Origin of the sequence: Metaclostridioides mangenotii (genome assembly GCF_017873185.1) — a bacterium.
Taxonomy (GTDB): domain Bacteria; phylum Bacillota; class Clostridia; order Peptostreptococcales; family Peptostreptococcaceae; genus Metaclostridioides; species Metaclostridioides mangenotii.
On the sequence record NZ_JAGGJX010000001.1, the window covers coordinates 529,683 to 553,914 of the forward strand.

A 24,232-nucleotide genomic window follows, 5' to 3' on the forward strand; every position below is an offset into this window, starting at 1 on the left:
CACTCTGTTGGTAATTTATCATCTCTTATATCTCCTAAAACTGGCTGTCTTAAACTCCCTTTGTCATTCGGCATATACTCAAAAGTACAAACAAGTTTCGATTTTAACCATACAGCATCCTAATTATTACCACTAGGTACGTAATTAATCGGTGGCGCCAATCCCTTCTTTTTATATTTATACTGATTAAGTTTTCTAAGGCTCACACTTAAAGCATATCTGTAAAATAACAGAATCCAATCCAAATTACTATGAGAATTATTACAATAAAGAAAATGTAAATAAAACATGTTAAAGCACATAATGCCCAAGTTATTATTTTTGAAAAAATACTGCAATGATAAGTCTCTAATAAATATTTTAATACTTTTTTTATACAAAAATTTATAAACATATAAATAACCATAAATATAAAAAAATAAATCACACCAGTAATAAGTGTCTTTTTAAAATTTAAAATATCTTCAATTATAGATATAATAATAGAAGCTGGTATAAAAGTTAATGCAAATTCTATTGAATCATTTTTATTACAGAAAAAAGAATATATTGTTTTTCTTTTTTTTGAAAAAGTTAACTTATTTCTCATTAAATAATCGGTACTCAGTTTTTAAATAATTTAAATAAAGCACCTTGCCCCCTAACTGACTGTCTGTCTGGTAAAATCATAATTCAACTAAGATGATATCGATTGAGTTAATAACTATTTTATTATAACAATGTATTAAAAAAATAACTTAAAAAATGTGTCGAAAAGAGTTTTTATTTTCAAAATTAAAAATAGAATAGCAACTAAGCAACTATTAAATTCGCAACCTCTTGCATCTCCGCTATTAACATTGGCTTAATTCCATTTTCATCGAATATGTCCATACTATCAACCTCCTATGGATCATAATATCCATATAATCACCCCCTTTTATCTAATTAATCCTGCTTGCACCATATATATAAAGAACCCTATAAGTGTTGTAATTATACACCTACTAACCATTTAAGCACTCCTGTTAATCCCTTTAAATCGCTACATAATGTTTCTATTTGTATAGCAAAAGCAGCTTGTTGCTGTTCTAGTTTGTCTAATCTTTCTGAGTGGTTATCGATTCTACATTTATGTGTCTCAATCTGATGTTTTATCAGTTCCTCATTCATCTCCGAATCTTATAATTTATATAAGGGATAGACTAATCTACCCCAAAATTTGCAATAAAAAAACACCACATAAAGCGGTGCTTTTTCATGATATATAATACATAATGCAAAATGTAAGGAGAAACACGATTAAGTGAACCCATAATCCTGTGTACATATTATATACAATATAATACCAAAAAACACCTTAAAAATATAAGGTGTTTTTTTGATAGGAAAATACTATAAAATAACACTGAAAGATTATAAATATATATCTTATTTCGGTGTCCATACAATATATTAAATTTATCTTCATATTATGCAATAAGAAAGCAACTACAATTGTAGAAGCAAACGAAAAAACACCTTTAGTATAGGGAAACCAAGGTAGTATAATGCGTACATTAATTATTTTTATTCATAAAAAAGAACTCAACTTTTTATTCATACGAAAAAACAATGACAAAGTTACTGATCAATAATGGTATTAATTATGTTCAGTATAATATTATTATATTCACTTTAATCTCTTTTATTTATAAAAAAGGACTCTACTTTGTATAGTCCTCGCTCGTTATTTGCTTATATTGTTGTGCTGTTAACTAAAAAAACATCTCCTTCATTAAGCAAACTATTTTTTTAAATATATTCTTTATCTATATTATTTATCTTGCTTTTTTTATCCCATATTTGTATTTTCATTTTATTTTTCCCCTTTCATTTAAGGTATATAAGTATATGCTATGTTAGTGCCATAACCCCAATCATTCGTACCGCCAGCTAAAAAATTAATTCCATCTTTATAAAAAGCTCTGGGACGATTAATCAGTTAAATGTCAGTCAGGTGCAACGACTTTTAAAATTAAAAACGTCGAAATTGCAACCGTTAAAGTATTATGCTGTTTTATAAATTACTACATTCTCATATCTTAGTATTATGTTATTTATTTGTTATTTTATGTATTTTGTATTCAAGGATTATAAATAAGTTAAATAATGTAAAGTATACTATATATAAACAAAGGAGTGATGTAATGAAAAAAGATAGAATAACTATTTCAGAAGTTTTAATATTAGTAGTCGGGTGTTTTTTGATGGCTGCATCACTTAATTTATTTTTTAATCCTCATTCAATAGCACCAGGTGGGCTTACTGGTCTAGCTGTAGTAATAAACACTATTTCGCCAATTCCTCTATGGGTAGTAAACCTAGTATTAAACATACCGTTATTTGTACTCGCTTTTAAAATTCTAAGCAGAAAAGACTGTATAAAAACTGTGCTCGGCATTTTGCTTCTAACACTTGCCCTAAAAGTTACCGATAACCTAGCTATGATAGATGTAACAAATGATATAATACTCGCTATTATATCTGGTTCTATTCTTATGGGATTTGGACATGGCCTTATCTTTAGAATAAACGGTACTACTGGTGGAACAGACCTTATAGGTTTACTTCTAAATAAATATATCCCAAGCCTTAGTGTGCCAGTATTGATGGGGATTGTAGACTCTGTAGTTGTCGCTTTATCTGGTATTGTTACAGGAAGGATAGAAATAGCTCTTTACTCAACCCTTGCTCTTTATATTATCGTTAAAATGAGCGACCTTATGATCGAAGGATTTGATTATTCAAAATCATTTATGATAATATCTGATAAGTACAAAGAGATAAATCAGATTATTATAGAAGACCTTGAAAGAGGAGCTACTATTTTAAATGGCGAAGGTGCGTACACAGGTTCAGATAAGAAAGTTATACTGGTTGTAGTGGCAAAAAAAGAAGTAGTAAAACTGAAAAAACTGGTCAAGGAAACAGACCCAAATTCATTTATTATAATTACTGATATTCATGAAGCCGTAGGTAATGGATTTAAAATGTATGACAAATAACATATAAATTAACGAAAAATGGTCTCAGTTAAATGATTCATATTGAATTAACGAATCTTAAATCCTCTCAATATGATTATTTATCTGAAACCATTTATTTTATTCGAATATTTCTAGCTTTATTCAAATACTCTTTTATTTCAAGCTTTATTTTAAGTTTTACTTTATATCAATATATGCATTTATACTACTCTTTTAAATTTACAGTAATACTATTATCTATACTGTCTACAAGTATTGTACAACCATTATATAATTCGCCTGCTATTAGCTTTTTAGCTATAGTAGTCTCTAATACATTTCCTATATATCTTTTTAATGGTCTCGCACCGTACACTGGATCGTAACCTTCTTCTACCATAATATCTTTTGCAGATTCTGTAACTTCTACATTTATATTCTTTTCGGTAAGTCTGTTTTTTAAGTCTTTCATAAATATATCTATAATTTTTTTGATATTTTTTCTATCAAGTGGTTTAAACATAATTATGTCATCGACCCTATTTAAAAACTCTGGTTTAAATCTCATTTTCATCTCTCTCATAACCATGCTATTTACTTCTTCGGTGATATTTCCACCAGCTTCCAATAGATAGTTACTTCCTATATTTGAAGTCATAATTATTAGAGTATTTTTGAAATCTACTGTTTTACCTTTGTTATCTGTAAGTCTACCGTCATCAAGTATTTGTAAGAACATATTAAATACATCCTCATGTGCTTTTTCAATTTCGTCAAATAGAATTACTGAGTATGGAGCTCTTCTTACTGCTTCAGTAAGTTGTCCACCTTCTTCATATCCGACATATCCTGGAGGAGGTCCTACAAGTCTAGAAACCGCTTGTTTTTCCATATACTCAGACATATCAATTCTAATTATACTGTCTTCATCATCAAATAGGTTTCTAGCCAAAGTTTTAGCTAGCTCTGTCTTACCAACGCCAGTTGGCCCTAAGAATATAAATGATCCAATAGGTTTTTTCTCATCTTTAAGACCAGCACGCGCTCGAATTACTGCATTTGATACTGCTGTTACAGCTTCGTCCTGACCTATAACTCTTTTATGAAGTTCATCTTCAAGTTTTAATAATTTCTGTCTTTCGCTTTCTACTAGTCTAGTAACAGGTATACCAGTCCATTTAGATACTATATCTGATATCTCTTCCTCTGTAACTTCCTCTTTAAGAAGAGCATTTTCAGAGCTTTCCTCCATTTTTTCTTCATAGTCTTTTATCTTTTGCTCTAGGGTAGGTATTTCACCGTACTTAACCTCTGCTGCTCTGTTGAAATCGTACTCTCTTTCGTATCTTTCAACTTTTCCTTTAGCGTCGTCTAGTTGTGATTTTAAATTTTTAATCTCTAGTATATTACCTTTTTCTTTTTCATATTTTGCAGTCATTTCATCGTTTTTAGATTTAAGTTCTGCTATTTCTTTTTGTATATTCTCTAATCTTTGTATACTGTCTTCATCTTTTTCTTTAATAAGAGCTTCTCTCTCTGTCTCTAGAGTAAATAACTTTCTTCTAACTACATCTAGCTCTGTAGGAAGAGAATCTATTTCACTACGTATCATTGCTCCAGCTTCATCTATCAAGTCTATAGCTTTATCTGGTAAAAATCTATCTTGGATATATCTGTCTGATAATTTTGCCGCTGCTACTATTGCACTGTCGTGAATTCTTACACCGTGGTGAATCTCAAATCTTTCTTTAAGCCCTCTTAGTATTGAAATTGTATCTTCTACAGTTGGTTCAGAAACTACAACAGGTTGGAAACGTCTTTCTAGAGCTTTATCTTTCTCAATATATTTTCTGTACTCATCAAAAGTTGTTGCACCTATACAATTCAGTTCACCTCTAGCAAGCATTGGTTTTATTAAGTTACCTGCGTCCATAGAACCTTCCGTTTTTCCAGCGCCTACAATTGTATGAATCTCATCAATAAAGAGAATTATTCTGCCTTCGGAACTCTGAACTTCTTTTAGTACCGCTTTTAATCTCTCTTCAAATTCACCTCTATACTTAGCACCAGCTATAAGTGAACCCATATCAAGTGAAAATACAATTTTATCCTTTAATCCTTCTGGAATATCCCCTCTTACTATTCTCTCGGCTAACCCTTCTACTATAGCTGTCTTACCGACACCTGGCTCACCGATTAATACTGGGTTGTTTTTAGTCTTTCTTGAAAGTATTCTTACTACCCTTCTTATCTCTTCGTCTCTGCCTATAACTGGATCTAATTTATGTTTTTTTGCTAAGTCAACTAGATTGATACCGTATCTTGCAAGTGCATCGTAAGTTCCCTCAGGATCTGACGAATCAACTCTCTGGTTCCCTCTAACTTGATGAAGAACTTTTAAAAATTCACTTTTAGTTATATTGTACTCTTTCAATATTTTACCAACTGTATTTTTTGATTCTAGATCAATAATTGCCAGCATTACATGTTCAACACTTATATACTGATCTTTAAATTCTTTTGATATACTCTCGGCTTTTATAAGAACTTCATTAATACGTCTTGTAGCAGTTACTCCTTGAGAATCTGCACCATCTCCGTATACTTTTGGAAGCTTATCAATCTCAGAGTAGATTGAGTTTTTAAGTGCATCAATGGATACATTCATTTTTTCGATTATATTTGGAATAAGCCCATCTTCTTGATTTACAAGCGCTGAAAAAAGATGGATTACATCTACTTGTTGATTGTGATTTTTAACTGCTTCATTAAATGCCTCATTTAAACTTTTCTGAACTCTCACTGTCATTTTTTCTACGTCCATTTAAATCACTCCTTTTTCTTTTTAATTATTATATTTAGATAATAGTTCATATTTTTTCTATATTATTTAGTCTTGATTATTTTAAATTGATTTAATTTTTTTCATTTATTATTATTGATTTTCTAAGATCCAAGAGACTATCTAGCAAATTTTCATTATTGTCTGGGTTAAATTGAAGCGTTAGTATAAAACTTTTATCTCCATTAAAGAAGTCTATACTGTCTTTTTTGTCGGCATTTATATATAAATCATTGGTTAAAAATCTACTTTCTCCAACCAATAAATTCTCGCATTTTTCTAAAAATTTCTGACTGTAATCTATTACGTATATATTTTCAATGTAGTCGTACTCGTAATTAGATACATTCTTAAACACTCTAAGTATATTTGTATTAATAAAGTTGTAAATTTGGCTATTGTTATATATTGAGATTTGTTCATATATATACTCTCTAAACAGAGGGTGAACATTTTGTCTTAGTTTGATTATATAATCATTTGAAAGTTCAAAATAGAGTTTCCAGTAGTTAGAATTGCTTTTTTTAAGAGTAAATGCTACGTTGTTTTTATTATAAACATTATTTTGGCTAAGATTACTAAGGAAATTATGTTGTCTAAGTGTAGTAGATCCTTCTTCAAAAAAACGATCAAACCACTGTAATATATTTCTATCAACTTTTAAACTCATCTTATTACCTTCTTCCCTTATAAGCTTTTTTGTTACTTGAATCATTTCCTTTTTTAACCTTTAAGCCGTTGTATTCATCTAACAGCCTATCTCTATCCATTTTACTTCCTCTATACGAAATGGATGGATTTATCATATATTCCCCATTTTTTACTCTCTGCAAAAAATCTCTTTTTTTTAGTTCAGTGAAATTTGTTGAAAGAGTTGTCTTTGGATAATCAAATTCTTTTGAAAGTTCATCTAGTGTCATATAAATCTTGTTGTTTTTATCCATAAGACTCAAAAGCATAAGGGGAATCAAGTCCTTCTTTGTATAGGATTTTTCTACAACTTTTAAATAGTTTTTAATAGATATGTTTGAGTATTTATTTTTTTCAAAAAGCACATTCCTACTCTCTGTATAATGATCTTCTAAATCTTTTTTACCCGTTTTATTCGAATTAAAAATTATCCTCACCTTCTTTCACTTTTATCTAAAGTAAATATATTACAAAAAAATAAGCTTGTCAAAACTAAAAACGACAAAAGTTAAGCAATGAGGTAAACTTTTATTAGTCTTATCACTTAACTTTTGTCATTATAAGTTTTGACTAATTTCAATTATTTTAGTCCTAATTTATAATATTTTATGTAATCTTTTAAAAAAAATTATTTTTATTCCTACTAGGTATTAATAAATTGATTATTTTTTATATCGTATCACTTTTACTAATTAATAATGACCACTCTACAATTTATTCATTTATAATATTTTAAAATTTATTATCCATATTTGCACCAGCGATAGTAGAAACCATAATAGCCTTGATCGTGTGCATTCTATTCTCCGCTTCTTCAAAAACTTTTGAGTGTTTTGAATTGAATACTTCATCTGTTACTTCAAGCTCTTTAAGCCCAAACTTATCGTATATTTCCTTCCCTACTTCTGTTTCTAAGTCGTGAAATGCTGGTAAACAGTGTAAGAAAATCACATTATTATTCTCTGTCTTCTTTATCATATCCATATTTACTTGATAATCTGTCAAAAGATTTATTCTCGACTCGTACATATTTTCTTCACCCATCGAAACCCAAACATCTGTATATATTACATCTGCACCTTTTACATCATTTATATCTTCAGTCAATGTTATCTTACCATGTGACTTTCTAGATACCTCTTTCATTTCTTCAATCAATTCTTTAACTGGCCAAAGTTCTTTTGGAGCTAAAGCTACAAAGTGAATTCCCACCTTTGCACATCCTATCAAGAGAGAATTACCCATATTATTTCTTGCATCTCCAACATAGACAAGTTTTATTTTATCGAGGTCTTTATCTACATTTTCAGTTATTGTAAGGAAGTCTGCTAGTATTTGCGTCGGATGGTATTGATCGGTTAGACCGTTCCATACAGGTACCCCTGAGTGCTCAGATAAAGTCTCTACTGTCTCTTGCTTAAAGCCTCTAAATTGTATTCCATCGTAGTATTTCCCCAATACTTTCGCTGTATCTTTAACAGATTCTTTTTTGCCCATATGGCAATCAGCAGGCGAAAGATATGTAGTTAAGGCCCCTTCATCGTGAGCTGCGACTTCAAATGAACATCTAGTTCTAGTAGATGTCTTCTCAAATAGCAGAGCTATATTTTTTCCCTCAAGCAAATCTCCTTTTATACCGACCTTTTTCTTTGTTTTTAAATAACTCGCTAGAGTCAACAGATACTTAATTTCCTCCCTAGTATAATCTTTCAGTGTTAAAAAATTTCTACCTTTTAAACTTATATTGTTCATACTTTTCATAATTATTTCACTCACCTAACCTCTTTTTAAATTTTGTATTAAAAAAGCCCCTCAGCAATTAATGCTAAGAGGCGACTTTGCGCGGTACCACTCTTCTTAGTAAAACATTCTAACAATAGCGCGCTAACCCAATTATATATTAATTTGCATCGTAAATTTAAATACATAAATATTGATACAACTAAAAAAACCCTCAGTCAAAGACCAAGAGACGAATATAACCCGCGTTACCACACTTATTGATAAAAATATCTTACCCACTCGATCTCTTAAGGCGAGAACACCTATTGCAATACTAATTTCCTGCAATATCCTCCAAAGCTCTATTCACATAAACATCACTGCCAAGCTTCCACCTATCTCGGCTCTCTATAAATTAGCTTACTGCTACTTCTCTTCTTCCCAGGATTTATTTTTCTATTATTTCTATCTATATTAATTTATTTTAAATACATTGTCAACTAAAAAACTAGCCAAATACTAAATTCAGCTAGCTTTAATTTCTTGTTTTAATTTTAATATTAAAATTAAATATTTTATCCAATTTTATTTATAGATATATTTTATATTTAAAAAATTGATTTTTTAGTAATTTTATTCGTATACAGAGTATTTCTTCCATATCTGCTCTAAATCATCAAAGTGCTGTTTTATATCTTCTTTCTTTTTCATACCAACTGAAATAGCAAGGGCATTCGCAACACTTAAAGGCGGAACTAGAGAGTCCACAAAAGACGCCATATTGCTTTTAACTAGAAGTGTATTATCTGATAGTGATGCAACTGGTGCGAATAAACTGTCTGTAATAGATATTACGTGTGCACCTTTTTCTTTCGCATAACTAACTATTTGGTAAGATTTTTTAGAGTATCTCGGGAAACTAATAGTTATAACTACATCTTCTTCAGACATTCTTACAACTTGCTCAAAAGCATCCCCCATATCCATTCTAATAACATGAACATTGTCCAGTATAACATCAAGATAGAATCCTAAGTACTGAGCTATTACAAAAGAACTTCGAGCACCTAAGATGTATATTTTTCTAGCTTTAAGAAGCTTATTTGAAGCCTCTTCAAAAGCTTTCTCATCTATTTCTTCAAGAGTAACTCTTATATTATCTATATCGCTTTTTAAGACTTTATTTAATATTGCAAAATCACTTGAGTATTCATTTGCCATGTCAACCCTTTGAACTGTTGTAAGCTTATTTTTTATTAACTCTTGTAAAGCTGCCTGTAGTTTTGGATAACCATTGTATCCAAGAGCATTTGCAAATCTAACTACTGTAGATTCACTAACTCCAACTGTCTCTCCCAATTTACATGCAGTCATAAACGCCACTTTATCGTAATTATTCAAAATGTACTGAGCTATAAGTTTCTGGCCTTTACTTAGCCTTGTATACTGCGACTGAATAGTTGATATTAAGTGCTTCCCATCTTTCATATCTTTTATATCATCCATTTTTATCTTCCTTTCGTATATAAAATCTCTTTTTAATACTTTATTTAAAGTCTTTTAAGAGATTAAGTTGTTTCTAAATTAAATTTCTGAAATTAATTCCCTATCAATTTTAAGAATCAATTCCCTGAATTTTCTGTAACTTTACTTCGACCTATCGGCGTACTTTAATTCTATGAAAATTAAAATCTATTAATTGTACACCCTTCAATATATATGATATCTATTAATTTTTTAATGTCAAGTTTTTCTTGATCTCTCAGTTACATTTTCTTCTCGATCATTAAAAGTTGTGGAGGATCATTTACCTGATTTAAAAATGCACATTCTAATACATTAAACTCATCTTGTGAAAGATTTTTTGCAAATTCATATACTGCATTTCTCTCATTTAATCCACCCTCATGTCCAGTGTAAATTGCTATGCTAACTACACCATTTGGTTTTAACAATTTTAGACTGCCCTCTATCGCTTTTATCGTAGTCTCTGGCTTAGTTATTATATCATGATTTGCCCTAGGTAAGTACCCTAAATTAAATAAAACACAAGATACTTCTTCAAAAACATAGTTTAAAATATTTTCATGACCATCGTGGATCAATTTAACATTGCTGTCTAAATTTGATTTTTCTAGTAATTTTCTAGTGGATTCCAATGCACTTTCCTGAATATCAAATGAATACACAAAACCATTTTTACCTACAACTCCTGCTAAGTGCTTAGTGTCGTAGCCATTTCCCATTGTTGCATCAACTACGATATCTCCACTTTTTACAATCTTCTCTAAGTAAATTTTGTTTATATCCGTTATTTTAGTTAAATATTTAGCTCTTTTCATTTATTACTCCTCAATTTATAGCAGTCCTAATTTAATTCTACTTCTAAATTAAATATCATTATAAAATGTAATTATTCAGCGTTATTTACACTATCTTATATTCTTTAAATAACTTACTTCTTCCGAATTTAAATGCCTATACTCGCCTACTTTAAGATTTTTTAGTCCTATTTTTCCCATATTGACTCTTTTAAGATTAAGTACAGGGTGGTTTATGGCTCTACACATTTTTCTAACTTGTCTGTTCCTGCCCTCATGTATTCTTATCTCACATTCAGAGTAGCCTTTGTCTCTAAATGTCTTTAGTATTTTTATTTTAGCTGGCGCGGTCTTGTAGTCTTCTATCTCAAGCCCTGTTTCAAATCTCTTTATTTCAATGTCGTTTGGTATTCCTTTCAACTTTGCATTATACACTTTATCTACATTGTGCTTTGGGTGAGTCAACTTATAAGTGAGATCACCATCGTTTGTGAGTATCAAAAGTCCGCTAGTTTCATAGTCCAACCTTCCAACTGGGTAAAGTCGCTCATCTATATCTTTAACCAAATCTAAGACACTAGGTCTGTCAAATTGATCTTTAACTGTAGTTATGTAACCTTCTGGTTTGTAAAGTACAATATATACATTATTGTTGCTAAGAGATATTGTATTTCCATCGACATCTACTTTATCATTCTCTTCGTCAACTTTATACGACAATTCATAAATTACTTCTCCATTAATCTTTACTCTTCCTGCAGTTATAAGTTCTTCTGCTTTTCTTCTAGATGCAATTCCGCAACTTGCAATATATTTATTAATTCTCATATTTCCACCTTCTATTTCTAATTGAATTTATATTATTCAATCGATATTAATTATATTTTACTATATCCCAACATAAAAATAAATTTAATATCTATTAAATTTTAATTATATGTAATTTATTCAAGATTTATAGCAATACTATATATATCATTGCTACAAATTTAAATAAATTATGGGAGGTAACATGTTTACAAAAGAAAATATTAAAAACTATGTAATAGTTATCTCAATATCTATTTTGATATTCAAAATCATCGACAACCCAAGGATTTTTATATCTGGGATTGGAAGTATAGCTAGATTTTTCAGTCCATTTTTAATAGGTATACTGCTTGCTTTGCTTATAGATCCACTTGTAATGTTTTTTGAGAATAGATTTAAAACACATAGGTTAGTCAATATATTATTCTCATATATAATTATAACAATACTAATTTTTATAATTTTTAAATTACTTATCCCAGCTACTATAAACACTTTAAATAGTATTATGAAGGAAATCCCTAACTACATTGAGTTTTTAAATACCGCCTTGGAGAAAAGAATATCCAAACAAGAATTTTTTGAGGCAACTCTACCTCACCTTCAACAAAACTTAAATGAATTACTGAGTAAAGGTGTAAATACACTTACAAATATATCTACAAATTTAATAGTTTATATTTTTAGTATAACATCTATTATATTTAATATAATTATGGGAGTTATTTTGTCGATATATATGTTATTTGATAAAGAGAAAATTGCCAGAGGATTTAAAAGACTTTTGTACGCCTCTCTGAAAAAAGGTCGTACAGATAAGACTATTGAGTTCTTTAAAATGTCACATGAAATTTTCTACCACTATTTAGTTGGAACGATTATAGAATCACTAATCGTTGGGGCAATAGTCTTTTTAGGATTTCAATTTGTATTTAAAATAGAAAATGCTTTTTTCTTTAGTTTTATTATATTTATAACCAATATGATACCATACTTCGGACCCTTTATTGGAGCGTTTTTACCGATAAGTATGACTCTAATTTACAGTCCTGTAAAGGCATTTTGGATTGCCGTATTTATATTAGTAGTTCAACAATTAGACGGAAATTTTATCGGCCCAAAGGTTGTAGGTGACAAGGTAGGTTTAAATCCTCTTTGGATTATAAGTGCAGTTCTTATTGGAGGAGAGTTATTTGGTCTGGTTGGACTATTTATATCTATTCCGATTGCTGCCATAATTAATCTACAGATAAGTGACTACATTAAAAAGAGATTGCAATAATAGTTTAAACAGCCGATTTTAATTCAGTTGTTCAATCTTAATTCATGTTATAAAAAACCTGCTTGGTCTACCTAAGACCAAGCAGGTTTTAATTTATTATTTAAATTTAATTCTATTGAGCTGTTTGAGGTGCGGCCCCATTTGACCCTCCTTCAGTATTAGTAGAGCCTGATCCTGATGTTCCTCCCGATTCATTTGACCCTCCTGAGCTCCCTGATTCAGGATTTCCACCCGATCCTGATGTTCCTCCTGAGTTTTCATTTGATTCTCCGGAATCTCCAGAGCTATGATTGCTGTTTGAATTATTGTAACTATTTTTATATTTATCTTTTTTTACTTTTCTACCGTATTGCGAATTTGTCGCATCTTGCTCAACCCTGCTTAAGTCGCCCTTAGCACTGTTTTTAGCACTCTCTTTTCTACTTTCTTTATTTTTATTTTCTTCTTCTAACTCATCCTTAAACTGCTTCTTAAGCTTAATAGCTTTACTTTTTACTGTAGAAGAACCATTTTTTATTTTAGATATAAATTCAAGTTGTTCTATCGCACTTCGATAATCATCTTCTTCTTTAAAATTAAGAGCTTTAGACATCCTCATAGCTTGCAGATACATCGCTTTAGCATTTTGATTTGTATCGTCTTCATCAAGAACAGTCGAGAAACTCTTCATAGCTTCTTTATATTTGCTGTCTTCTAATTCTTGTGTGCCTTTTTCATAGTAGTCTACATCTTTATTGTTAAATGAGCATCCCACAAAAAGCAGAGATACTAATGTAATCATCAATATAATCTTTGTCCTCATCTAAACCCCCCTCACTATATAGTATAAATTCTATCACAATTGGATTTATTTTGAAATAGTGAAAAGTAAGTTAAATTATCAAATCATGTAATACAATTACATTTTTTGTTATTAAATGTCTCTTATACTTAATAAAACATAGAATATTGTAAAATATATTTTAAATGTTATCTAACTTCTAAAGACAGTAATTCTTCATAACTTTCTCTTTTACATATCAATCTATCATTTCCTTCTAATACTGTAACTACTGCTGATCTAGGTATTTTATTGTAATTTGACGCCATAGAATAACCATAAGCACCAGTCGAAGTAGTTATTAATATATCTCCACTCTCTATATCCATTATGTCAGTATCCGCTATCAATATGTCTCCACTCTCACAACATTTTCCCGCTATAGTAACTTTATTTACAGTTTCGTTATTTACTTTGTTTACAATGCTACATTCATACCCTGCATGGTATAAAGAAGGTCTAACATTATCAGTCATTCCTCCATCTACACTTACATACACTCTAACGTCCTTTATATCTTTTATTGATCCCACAGTATAAAGTGTGCTTCCTGCATTTGCTACAATAGATCTCCCTGGCTCAACTACCAACACTGGAACATCTATACTCAAGTTTTTACATGTTTCTTCGGCTCTATTTACTATAGCTTTACAGAAGTCTTTTATTTCTATAGGAGAATCTTCCTTTGTATAGTAAACTCCCATTCCTCCGCCTAGATCTACTTCTGTAAGAGATAGAGAGTACTTTTCCTTTACTTCTTTTACTAAATTCATCATTATATCTACCGTATCTAGATAAGGCTCTATTTCAAATATTTGTGAACCTATATGAGCGTGAAGTCCAACTAATTTTATTTTTCCGTAGTTTTGAAGTCTTTCTATAGCTCTACCTAGATCACCATTTGTAAGAGCGAATCCGAATTTTGAATCTATTTGCCCAGTTTTTATATACTCATGAGTATGAGCTTCTATCCCTGGAGTGATTCTAAAATATATCTCTTGTTCTCTGTTTTTCTCTTCACAAATCTGTTCAATCAAGTCTAGTTCATAGAAGTTATCTACAACAAATCTTCCAACGCCAAATTCTATCCCCATGCTTATTTCTTCTTTTGTCTTGTTGTTTCCGTGAAAGAACACCTTGTCCATAGGAAAACCTGCCTTGTAAGCAGTATAAAGTTCTCCTCCTGATACAACATCAAGGTTCATTCCCTCTTCATCTATGATCTTACACATATTTGTAGGTAAGAATGCCTTTCCTGCATAAGCTACTTTATTTTTACCTTCTTTAACATTTAAATTATCTATATATTCTCTACAGTTTTGTCTTATAAGTTTTTCATCTATTACATATAGTGGAGTTGAATATTTTTTTGCAAGCTCTGTACAAGGTACCCCTCCTATACTAAGTTCATTTTCTATTATCTGCATGCTCCCATGTAGTCTCATAACTACCTCCTAATTATAAATTAAATTCGCCCGCGACTTTGTTTATTGCCACCATTTTTTTCTTAGAATCAATGGCACATGTAATACGTATATCAGATGTAGTTATAAGTTTTGCTACAATATTATTTTCTTTAAAAATCTTGAATACTTTAGACGCAACTCCAGAAGTATCCTTCATTCCAAGACCTACTAATGAAAATTTAGTTATATTATTATCTACAAGCATATTATCTCCGTCTGAATAAGCCTGTACCATTTCTTTACATAAATTAACTTCTTCTTTCGGAATTGTAAATGATACATTTATACGCCCTTCTATTGGTGCTGTTTGACTTATCATATCTACACTTATACCTTTATTTGCTATATCTTCAAACAAGCCTGCAACATCCTCTAATTTAAAATCTTTTATTGTAATAGCGCTATCATCATCGCTTGCTGCAATCCCTGTAATTACTTTGCTTTCTAAATTCATTTGACCTTTCCCCCTTATGTATGTACCTTTTTCTTTACCACATGTACGTCCAACATAAATTTCAACGTCGTATTTTTGAGCTAATTCAATGCTTCTAGAGTGCATGACTTGAGCTCCAAGACTGGCTAATTCCAACATTTCTTCATATTCTATCTCATTGAGTTTTTTAGCTTTATCGTATTTTCTAGGATCTACTGAAAATATTCCATCAACATCTGTATATATTTCACACTTTCCATTTAATTTTACAGCTAAAGCAACTGCTGATGTATCAGATCCACCTCTTCCTAAAGTTGTAACATCACCTTCACTATTTATACCTTGGAATCCCGTAACAATAACTACATTATTATCTTGAAGTTTACTTTCAATTTTTTCTACATTTATATCATTTATAAGTGATTTACCGTGTAATCCACTTGTCTGAATATCCAGTTGGTAAGCATTATAGCTAACTGCCTTATGCCCTAGCTCATTTAAACTCATCGCTAAGAGGGATGCAGATATCATCTCTCCTGTTGACATTAAAACATCAAGCTCTCTCTTATCTGGCTTATTGCTAAGCTCTTTTGCAAGCTTTATATATTCATCAGTAGTTTTTCCCATTGCAGATACAACGACTACTATTTTAGTATCTTCATCTTTTCTAGTTATTATATTCTCAGCAATAGATCTTATTTTTTCAGTACTAGCAACTGAGCTTCCTCCGTATTTTTGAACAATTATCCCCATAATAAAGCCTCTCCTTCAAATGATAAATATATAATAAAAAACGCCCAAAGGTATACTTTGGACGTAATAATTTACATAAACCAAGTAACCTTGTAGCTCACCACTATGGAAAGTGACAGCCTCATACATATTATGTATAAGTCCAGAAGACATGTTTGCCAACAGATCAACTTCGGCTGTAGTTCCTTTCCTCAATCATCAACATCTGCCGACTACGAATGAGTACTTATAAATACAGCGCCTCTACCTCAGGTACATTTTTATTAATTTGATATATTTAATTTAATCACATAAGTTAAAATATTGCAACAAGTATTTTTTTCATCTACCAAAAATTATACGTTTTTTTTACTTAAATTTTTATAAATATTTAAACAATTTATTTAGATTTAAATCTACAAAATCTATATTCAAAAAATCTCTATATAAGTACTTTTCTGATAAATCGCATATTTTATTAGATGATATTATCAAAACTTTTGGAATTTCAAAAAACGGGATTGTAGATCTCTCAATTTGATTGTTTATATTTCTATATTTGTAAAGGTCTATATCTTCACACTCTACGTCGTCAATATATATATCGCATATAAGCTGCTTTAATTCTCCTGATCTGTCTGTATAAAGCACATAAATATCATACGTCTTATTGTCAACGCTTACATTTCTGTAAAATCTATTTATATTATAACCAGCGCCTTTGAGTTTGATCAAAAGTTCTGTCCCCAAAAGCGCTTTGAACAAATCTTCTCCTTCATATATATTACCGCCATTTAAATAATAAACATAGGTATCACTGAATATAGAATTATCTATATTGCAATAATATTTCTTAAGAGTATATTCATTACACATTCTCCTTAAAGTTTTTTTAAAATTTTTTCTAGGATATGTTTTTTTATTGCCATAGATCTTTTTTATCTGAGTTTCAGTTACACAACGAACCCTGCTAATTAAAAGTAATATGTCTTTTTCTAAATTTGTCATTGCTTTTAATCTCCTTGAAGTCTATAAAATTTCAAAGTTGTACTACTATTATATTAAATAGGGTCGATTTAATTTACTAATTTTGAGATAAGAAATATTGACATAATGCGATAAAATAATAAGGGTCTGACTCTCAAGCAAATTATAACGCTTTTGAGGCAGACCCTTATATAGATATTGCACTTTATATCAATCCTATATTTTTTATTCTTTTGGTTTAGCTACATCCCCTATACTCAAGTTGTCAAACTTAGTCATTTCGGTGATTCCATCCTCGGCCTTTTCGTAATTTATACTTACTTTATCGCCTACTTGAGTAAGTGGTAATTTATTTGATATCTTAGAAGTCTCTTTAAATATAACATCAACTTTTGAATCTATAGTTATATAGTAAGATGTATTTCCACCCTTAACATCTGGGCTTATTCTAGTAACTATCCCTTCAATTGTATTGTCCTTTATACCATCGGCATTGTTGTCTATTACAAGATCATTGCCCTTAGACTCTAAAGCTTCTTTGTAATTTCTAAGAGCTTCATTTTTATTTTCTCCAATTCCAAGTACATTGTAGTCTTCAACTGATATAAATGCTACCCTTTTTACAAGGCCAGCTTTATCTTTTAGTGAGGATACATACGTTGGATTACCCAAAATATTATACATAATAGGGTAAGTCGCTTCGTAATTTTTTTCTTGAACATTACCTTCAGCTGATTTCATAGCTGCAAGTTCTGTTGCTCCTGGTTGTTTGTACAGTTTTGCTTCTTTAGTCCTTGAATCGATTAGCATAAATCCAATAGTAGATTCATCTCCACCAGATGATGTTATACCCGTATACCAGTAAGATTTATTGTCATCTCCATAAACTAAAGATATACCTTCAGTTGGAACCAAAACTCCCTTTTCAGAAAACATTGAGTTTATAAAACCATTTACGTAAAGGCCCCAATCTGCTATCTGATTTGTTACAAATTCACTCGGTTGAATCCTGTCTACCCATTTTGGTGTATCCTCAACAGAATATCTTTTTATTTCTCCCGTTTCAGCATCAACTATAGCAGTTCCTACTGCGTTTGATCCACCGAAACCAATTTTATTCTTATACAAACTTACTACCCAATACGGCATGCCATCATCGTCTATCTCTAATGTGAAGTCAGACATACCTACATTCATTATTCCATGTATATATAAATGTCTTTGAAGATCTTGGTGCAGATAAGCTTCTGGCTGGTAAACTATTTTTATATCTCTATTCCCAACTTTTTGTACAAGTTGTACATCTTGTGGATTGCTAGCTGAAACTTTTACATATCCACTTGATCCGCTAAGCGAAGTAGCCCACTTTATAATATCTCTATGTACAAGTGGCGCTACCCAGTAAAGCTCCCCATCTACATTTTGAACGTGAAACTTACCTAATTTCGAAACACTTCCTATAGCTGGTACCTCACCAAGTTTTTTATCACCTAGTTTTCTAGCCATCTCCTCGTCAACAAGGCGGATGTCGTTTACACTTACTGGGCTAATATCGTTTGTGAATTCGCTTTCCTTCACTTCGCCAATTAAGTTTCTGTATGCCTTAGCATGAAGTATTGGCGTTGTAGTAATAAAAGGAATTACAAACATAATTACTGCCAATCCAATAGCTATAGTAAAGTTGTACTTAGCTGTCTTTGATGTAGTCTCACCTTTATCCAACATCATGTCGAGGAAACCAGCAATTACAAAGAATATTACTCCTACAGATATTGTAGATGTAAAGTTAAAGCTGATAACAGGCAGCTTTACAAAAGCATATAACGCAACAACTAAAAATGCAACTCCATATGTTTTTAGATATCTTTTCATTCAATACCCCTTTCCTGTTTATTGTATTGATTAATACTTATTATATCCATATTCTTACAAAAAACAAATAATAATTTGCAACTATAGCTACAAATTATTATTAATGATTAAAATTTAATTTTTGATTAGTAATTAAGCATTTCTGGTATAGTGGATTTAACTCTTCTATTGTAATGAGAAATTAAACCTTCGTATTCTAGATTAAGCCCCTCAAGATCGTAGTAATCATTTGGCTTAACATTATAAGATGGTTTATCTAAGATGTCTATACCACTTCTATCTAACATAGTTGCAACAAAATTTGAGCATACGTACTTAAACGGACGTTGTCTGTTTACGTTTAAAGGTATACATAAAAGTGCTCTTCTATCGTAATCAAATTTATCTCTATTTTTCTTTATTCTCTTTATATTTCTCCCTAGCTCTTCATACTGAAAGTCAGTTACCTCCAATGAATAAACTCTACATACAGTTCCTTTTTTTATAGCGTACAGCCCTTCATCTATATTCTCTTCAACAAATCCTGCAAAAATCGGGTTTGTTGGAATTAGCCTACCAAATGAGTACATTGGATTCAAATCTTCACTAATAGCAAGTGATACATGTGAATACTGCTTGCCACTAAAATTTCTTATAATATATGATAATACCGTACCAGTATATGTCGTAACAATATAAATTTTCTTCATATCTTCCCCCCTTACATCTGTTATACATTCTTGTCTAAAATTTAATATAACAAATATATAAGCAACATCGATAAATTCTCTTATTTTAATATAATTAAAAAAATGTATAATAACCTTTTAATTTTACCATAAAAAATGAATTCTTACAATTACCTATATTTATAAAAAAATGAGCTATTCATCATTAATTGTATTAAAATGAATAGCTCATTATACTTCTTATCTTCCGTTATTTAAAAAATCTAGTACACTTCCAATTTCCATCTCTAAATCCAAATTTAACTTATTATCTTTTACCGTGACTTTATTTAATTTAGCTGGGTAAACATAACTCTTATCTATTATAATTTTATTGTCTTTTATCCTGAAATCTTTATTTGCTTGAATATAATCTAGAGATTTTTCAAATAAACTATTGCTGATAGGTAGTTTACCTACATGTATATCCTTTATTTCAAATATTAGGTCCTCACCTTGAATTTCTGGAATTAATTCAAAATCTACTTGTGTTTGTATAAATCCCATTACCTTATACGGAACTTTTACCGCGATAGAATCGTCTACTATTTCAACTTCATTGTACATTAACTCATCAACTCCAGATTTAAGTAGAACAGTATAGACTATATCTTTTAAATCTTTGTTGCCGATATTTACTTCTCCTTTTAACCTTGTAGGATTTTTAAGTATCTCCATTGATCCAATATTTGATTTTTTAACTATGTCTTCAATTGTCATAGTTTTACTTTCACTGTAATCAATTTCTGCTTTTTTTGAAGGAGATAATAAATACAACATTATACCCCCAAGAAGCAGAAGAGCAACTATTATATAAGATATTCCTTTAATAAACTTTCTCATAAGATTCTCCTTAACTAATAAAATACATAAACCATACAATTTTTAAATTTGTAATCTATATTTTTAACATTATATACATAATACTACATATTTTCAATACACACTACCACGAATGAATAGAGCTTGAAGTGAAATCATGTGCTATAATTTATTAATTGAAATATAAAATAGCTTTTAATTAAATTTAAATACCTTTGAAGCAATCAGTGAGTATTTTAGTATAAAAAAGCATTTTTAGCTGAATACTTTAATTATATCTTTATTTTTTTCCAATATTGAATTAGAATTAGTATTATGGAATGAAATGTAATATATTGTTATATTTCAATATAAATAAATTTTTAAGGAGGTTATTATAATATGTCAAATGAAACAACTTCGTCTAACTTTATAAAAAATATAATTCTAGACGACTTAGAGACTGGAAAGCACAAAAGTATTATAACTCGTTTTCCTCCAGAGCCAAATGGATATTTACATATTGGACACGCAAAAAGTATTTGTCTAAATTTTGGTCTAGCTGAGGAATTTAAAGGAAAAGTAAATTTAAGATTTGATGATACTAATCCTGTTAAAGAGGATGTAGAGTATATTAACTCAATACAAGAAGATATCGAATGGTTAGGATTTGAATGGGATGAACTTTTATTCGCATCAAACTACTTCGACGAAATGTACAAAAGAGCTTTAGTTTTAATAAAAAAAGGCAAGGCATATGTAGATGATTTGACTGCCGATGAGATAAGAGAACACCGTGGTACTCTTACAGAACCTGGTAAAAACAGCCCTTACAGAGATAGATCTATTGATGAGAACTTAGATCTCTTTACAAAAATGAGAGATGGTGAATTTGGAAATGGTCAAAAAGTTTTAAGAGTCAAAATCGATATGTCATCTCCTAATATAAACTTTAGAGATCCAGTAATATATAGAATTTCTCATGCTGATCATCACAATACTGGAGATAAATGGTGTATATACCCTATGTACTCATTTGCACATCCAATAGAAGATGCTATTGAAGGAATAACACATTCTCTATGTTCACTAGAGTTTGAAGACCAAAGACCGCTTTACGATTGGTTCGTAAAAGAATGTGAAATGGAAAAAGTTCCAAGACAGATAGAGTTTGCAAGACTTAATATGAATAATACTGTTATGAGTAAAAGAAAACTGAAATTATTAGTTGATAACAATGTTGTAGATGGATGGGATGATCCTAGAATACCAACAATATCAGGGCTTAGAAGAAGAGGTTATACTCCAGAATCTATACGTAATTTCTGTGAAGAGATCGGTGTGTCTAAGGTTAACTCTCAAGTTGACAGCCAACTGCTCGATTTCTTCCTAAGAGAAGATCTACAAAGCAAAGCTCCTCTTGCTATGGGTATTTTGAAGCCACTTAAATTAGTTATTACTAATTACCCTGAAGGCAAAGTTGAAATGTTAGAAATAGAAAACAATGCTAAAGATGAAACTCAAGGAAAGAGACTTGTTCCTTTCTCTAGAGAATTGTATATAGAGCAAGATGACTTTATGGAAGAACCGATTAAAAAATACTTTAGGTTGTTCCCAGAAAACGAAGTTCGCCTAAAGGGCGCTTACTTTGTAAAGTGTAATGATTTTATAAAAGATGAAAATGGAAATGTAGTAGAAGTTCATTGTACTTACGATCCTGAGACTAAGAGTGGTTCTGGATTTACTGGTCGTAAGGTAAAGTCTACTATTCATTGGGTTGATGCTAATGATTCTAAACCTTGTGAGTTTAGATTATTTGAACCATTAATCTTGGATGACGCTCCAGAAAATGAAGGTAAGCACTTTTTAGACCAAATAAATCCTAATTCTATTGATATACTTCAAGGTTTTGTTGAGTCTGTTCAAATAAAAGATGCTAAACCTTTCGATAAATTCCAACTTGTTAGAAATGGATTTTTCAGTATAGATAATAAATATACTACTGAGGACAAACTTGTATTTAATAGAGTCGTTCCACTTAAAAGCTCATTTAAAATTAAGTAAAATTTATGCAAAATTTATCGATTATCATATTTAAAGGCTGGTAGGTAGAATATTTAACATGATTTAACTGTTGCAAGATCTAGCAATTAAAATAAGGCTATCTCACTGATGAGATAGCCTTATTTCTATTTATTTAATACATTTTTTAAAGCATTTATAAACTTTTTATTTTGCTCCATAGTTCCTATAGTTACACGAACGTGTGTCTTGCTTGGTCGTATTACAAATCCTTTCTTCTTTAAATCTTCAAACAATTTATCTATGTCTGTCTTCATATCTACATATAAAAAGTTTGCCTGAGAATCGACTACATCAAATCCCATTTTTATGAATTCTCTTTTTAGGTATCCCTTGCCTTCTTTATTTACATTGTAAGTCTCGATTAAGAATTCTTCATCATCTAAAGCAGCTACTGCACCACTTATAGCGATTCTGTTTGCAGCAAACGTCTCTCTAACCATAAATAAACTTTTGATTATATCTGAGTTTGCAATTGCATAACCTACTCTCAATCCTGCCAATCCATATATTTTAGAGAATGTTCTTACTACAACAACGTTTTCATTATCTTTTACATAGTCTGCTGAATCTTTGTAATTTTTATCTTCTATAAATTCTATATACGCTTCATCTATAACTGTTATCACATTTTCCGGAACTTTTTTGATAAAATTATCCAACTCTTTATCGTCTAATAGAGTTCCAGTTGGATTGTTTGGATTACATATAAATATTGCTTTTGTCTTAGAATTAAGTTTTTCTAAAATTCCATCTAAATTGTATTTGTAGTCGGGAGTAAGCGGAACTTCTACAGGTATTCCTTCATTTTTTATTATTGCAGTTCTATAAGATGGAAAAGATGGACTACAGTAGATTACTTCATCATCTTTATTTACAAATCCCTCACCTAAAAGTGTTATTATATTATCTGCCCCATTTGCTATTATAAAGTTATCTTGTTTAAGACCTAAACTAAATGCTAGCTTTCTTCTAAGATCATTTGCCTCTGGATCGGGATATAGATGCGATATATCTAACATGTCTTTCATTGCCTTAATAGCTTTTGGTGATGCCCCTAATGGATTTTCATTTGAAGCTAGTTTTATTATCTCATCCACTCCATACTTCTCTTTAACTTTCTCTATAGGCTCTCCAGGAATATACTGGTTCAAATCCTTAACTGTATTTCTAAGCAATTTTTCAATCATACTAATCCTCCAATTTATTTTCTAAGTTTTTAAATCTAATTTACTATCTAAAGTTTATTAACTTGTAGAAAAATTTATGTGACTAGTACAATGTATAATCTAACTGCGATTTTTATGCTAAAAAAATTAATTTCTATGTTAAACAAATATTTATTTTAATATGACATATATTGTCATCTTTATATGATATTATGATAATAAATATATTATTAGGGGGATTAAATATGAATATAAAAATTTGTCAATCTTGTGCAATGCCTATGAATGATGCAGATCTTTGTGGAAAAAATAAGGATGCTTCTCTAAACGATGATTATTGTAAATACTGTTATGATAATGGTGAATTTACATCAGATGTGACTATGGAACAAATGATTGAGATTTGCATTCCACATATGATGTCAGGAAATTCTGAAATGACAGAAGAAGAAGCTAGAAAAATGATGAATGGTTTTTCGCCAACTTTAAAGCGTTGGAATTCTAATTAA

General features: G+C 30.3%; 20 protein-coding genes, 1 riboswitch and 1 other annotated feature. Of the genes, 4 read left to right on the top strand and 16 right to left on the bottom strand.

From position 1 onward, the window contains the following. Positions 1–975: 975 nt before the first annotated feature. Positions 976–1,152: a hemolysin XhlA family protein gene (locus J2Z43_RS02605; protein ID WP_234925943.1), complete on the bottom strand. Its 177-nt coding sequence runs from the start codon at positions 1,150–1,152 to the stop codon at positions 976–978. A 1,016-nt stretch (positions 1,153–2,168) separates the two neighbouring features. Here J2Z43_RS02605 and J2Z43_RS02610 point away from each other — a divergent pair. Beyond that, a complete protein-coding gene (locus tag J2Z43_RS02610; RefSeq protein ID WP_209455716.1) occupies positions 2,169–3,026 on the top strand; it encodes a YitT family protein in 858 nt (285 codons plus the stop codon). 187 nt (positions 3,027–3,213) lie between these two features. Here the strand turns inward: J2Z43_RS02610 and clpB are convergent, their stop codons facing one another. From clpB to J2Z43_RS02645, 7 genes are all read right to left on the bottom strand, one after another. Then, positions 3,214–5,811, bottom strand: coding sequence for an ATP-dependent chaperone ClpB (clpB, locus tag J2Z43_RS02615; protein ID WP_209455717.1), 2,598 nt, complete (start codon positions 5,809–5,811; stop codon positions 3,214–3,216). 91 nt (positions 5,812–5,902) lie between these two features. Next, entirely contained in the window at positions 5,903–6,499 is a 597-nt protein-coding gene (locus J2Z43_RS02620; RefSeq protein ID WP_209455718.1) for a hypothetical protein, read from the bottom strand. A 4-nt stretch (positions 6,500–6,503) separates the two neighbouring features. Then, positions 6,504–6,956, bottom strand: coding sequence for a replication/maintenance protein RepL (locus tag J2Z43_RS02625; protein WP_327786914.1), 453 nt, complete (start codon positions 6,954–6,956; stop codon positions 6,504–6,506). Between the two features lie 295 nt (positions 6,957–7,251). After that, positions 7,252–8,271, bottom strand: a complete 1,020-nt coding sequence (gene argF / locus J2Z43_RS02630; protein WP_209456360.1) for an ornithine carbamoyltransferase — start codon at positions 8,269–8,271, stop codon at positions 7,252–7,254. Between the two features lie 213 nt (positions 8,272–8,484). Continuing rightward, positions 8,485–8,693: a binding site (T-box leader), on the bottom strand. Between the two features lie 181 nt (positions 8,694–8,874). Further along, complete coding sequence (locus J2Z43_RS02635) at positions 8,875–9,747, bottom strand: MurR/RpiR family transcriptional regulator (RefSeq protein ID WP_027701996.1); 873 nt, start codon at positions 9,745–9,747, stop codon at positions 8,875–8,877. Positions 9,748–10,007: 260 nt separating this feature from the next. Next, positions 10,008–10,583 (bottom strand): tRNA (mnm(5)s(2)U34)-methyltransferase, encoded by a 576-nt coding sequence (locus tag J2Z43_RS02640; RefSeq protein WP_209455719.1) that lies wholly within the window; start codon positions 10,581–10,583, stop codon positions 10,008–10,010. Positions 10,584–10,673: 90 nt separating this feature from the next. Beyond that, entirely contained in the window at positions 10,674–11,390 is a 717-nt protein-coding gene (locus J2Z43_RS02645) for a pseudouridine synthase (RefSeq protein WP_209455720.1), read from the bottom strand. A 184-nt stretch (positions 11,391–11,574) separates the two neighbouring features. Here J2Z43_RS02645 and J2Z43_RS02650 point away from each other — a divergent pair, with 184 nt between their 5' ends. Next, positions 11,575–12,654 carry an AI-2E family transporter gene (locus tag J2Z43_RS02650; protein ID WP_209455721.1) on the top strand — a complete coding sequence of 360 codons (1,080 nt, stop codon included), beginning with the start codon at positions 11,575–11,577 and terminating at the stop codon, positions 12,652–12,654. Positions 12,655–12,766: 112 nt separating this feature from the next. On the opposite strand, the gene J2Z43_RS02655 is transcribed toward J2Z43_RS02650, so the two are convergent. From J2Z43_RS02655 to J2Z43_RS02685, 7 genes are all read right to left on the bottom strand, one after another. Beyond that, the gene (locus tag J2Z43_RS02655) at positions 12,767–13,456 is read right to left on the bottom strand and encodes an outer membrane protein assembly factor BamD (RefSeq protein WP_209455722.1); all 690 of its coding nucleotides are present in this window, start codon (positions 13,454–13,456) and stop codon (positions 12,767–12,769) included. Positions 13,457–13,623: 167 nt separating this feature from the next. After that, on the bottom strand, positions 13,624–14,919 hold the full coding sequence (gene lysA, locus J2Z43_RS02660; RefSeq protein ID WP_209455723.1) for a diaminopimelate decarboxylase: 1,296 nt from the start codon (positions 14,917–14,919) through the stop codon (positions 13,624–13,626). Between the two features lie 13 nt (positions 14,920–14,932). After that, complete coding sequence (locus J2Z43_RS02665; protein WP_209455724.1) at positions 14,933–16,126, bottom strand: aspartate kinase; 1,194 nt, start codon at positions 16,124–16,126, stop codon at positions 14,933–14,935. A gap of 85 nt (positions 16,127–16,211) precedes the next feature. After that, a riboswitch (Lysine riboswitch) is annotated at positions 16,212–16,380 on the bottom strand. A 106-nt stretch (positions 16,381–16,486) separates the two neighbouring features. Then, positions 16,487–17,113, bottom strand: coding sequence for a hypothetical protein (locus tag J2Z43_RS02670; RefSeq protein WP_209455725.1), 627 nt, complete (start codon positions 17,111–17,113; stop codon positions 16,487–16,489). A gap of 204 nt (positions 17,114–17,317) precedes the next feature. Further along, entirely contained in the window at positions 17,318–18,964 is a 1,647-nt protein-coding gene (locus J2Z43_RS02675; protein WP_209455726.1) for a hypothetical protein, read from the bottom strand. Positions 18,965–19,089: 125 nt separating this feature from the next. After that, complete coding sequence (locus J2Z43_RS02680) at positions 19,090–19,653, bottom strand: hypothetical protein (RefSeq protein WP_209455727.1); 564 nt, start codon at positions 19,651–19,653, stop codon at positions 19,090–19,092. A gap of 219 nt (positions 19,654–19,872) precedes the next feature. Continuing rightward, a complete protein-coding gene (locus tag J2Z43_RS02685) occupies positions 19,873–20,514 on the bottom strand; it encodes a hypothetical protein (RefSeq protein WP_209455728.1) in 642 nt (213 codons plus the stop codon). A gap of 360 nt (positions 20,515–20,874) precedes the next feature. Between J2Z43_RS02685 and J2Z43_RS02690 the strand changes: the two genes are divergently transcribed. Beyond that, positions 20,875–22,536 carry a glutamine--tRNA ligase/YqeY domain fusion protein gene (locus tag J2Z43_RS02690; RefSeq protein WP_209455729.1) on the top strand — a complete coding sequence of 554 codons (1,662 nt, stop codon included), beginning with the start codon at positions 20,875–20,877 and terminating at the stop codon, positions 22,534–22,536. A gap of 125 nt (positions 22,537–22,661) precedes the next feature. Here the strand turns inward: J2Z43_RS02690 and hisC are convergent, their stop codons facing one another. After that, positions 22,662–23,744 carry a histidinol-phosphate transaminase gene (gene hisC / locus J2Z43_RS02695; protein ID WP_209455730.1) on the bottom strand — a complete coding sequence of 361 codons (1,083 nt, stop codon included), beginning with the start codon at positions 23,742–23,744 and terminating at the stop codon, positions 22,662–22,664. 224 nt (positions 23,745–23,968) lie between these two features. Between hisC and J2Z43_RS02700 the strand changes: the two genes are divergently transcribed. Then, positions 23,969–24,232 (top strand): zinc ribbon domain-containing protein, encoded by a 264-nt coding sequence (locus J2Z43_RS02700; protein ID WP_209455731.1) that lies wholly within the window; start codon positions 23,969–23,971, stop codon positions 24,230–24,232.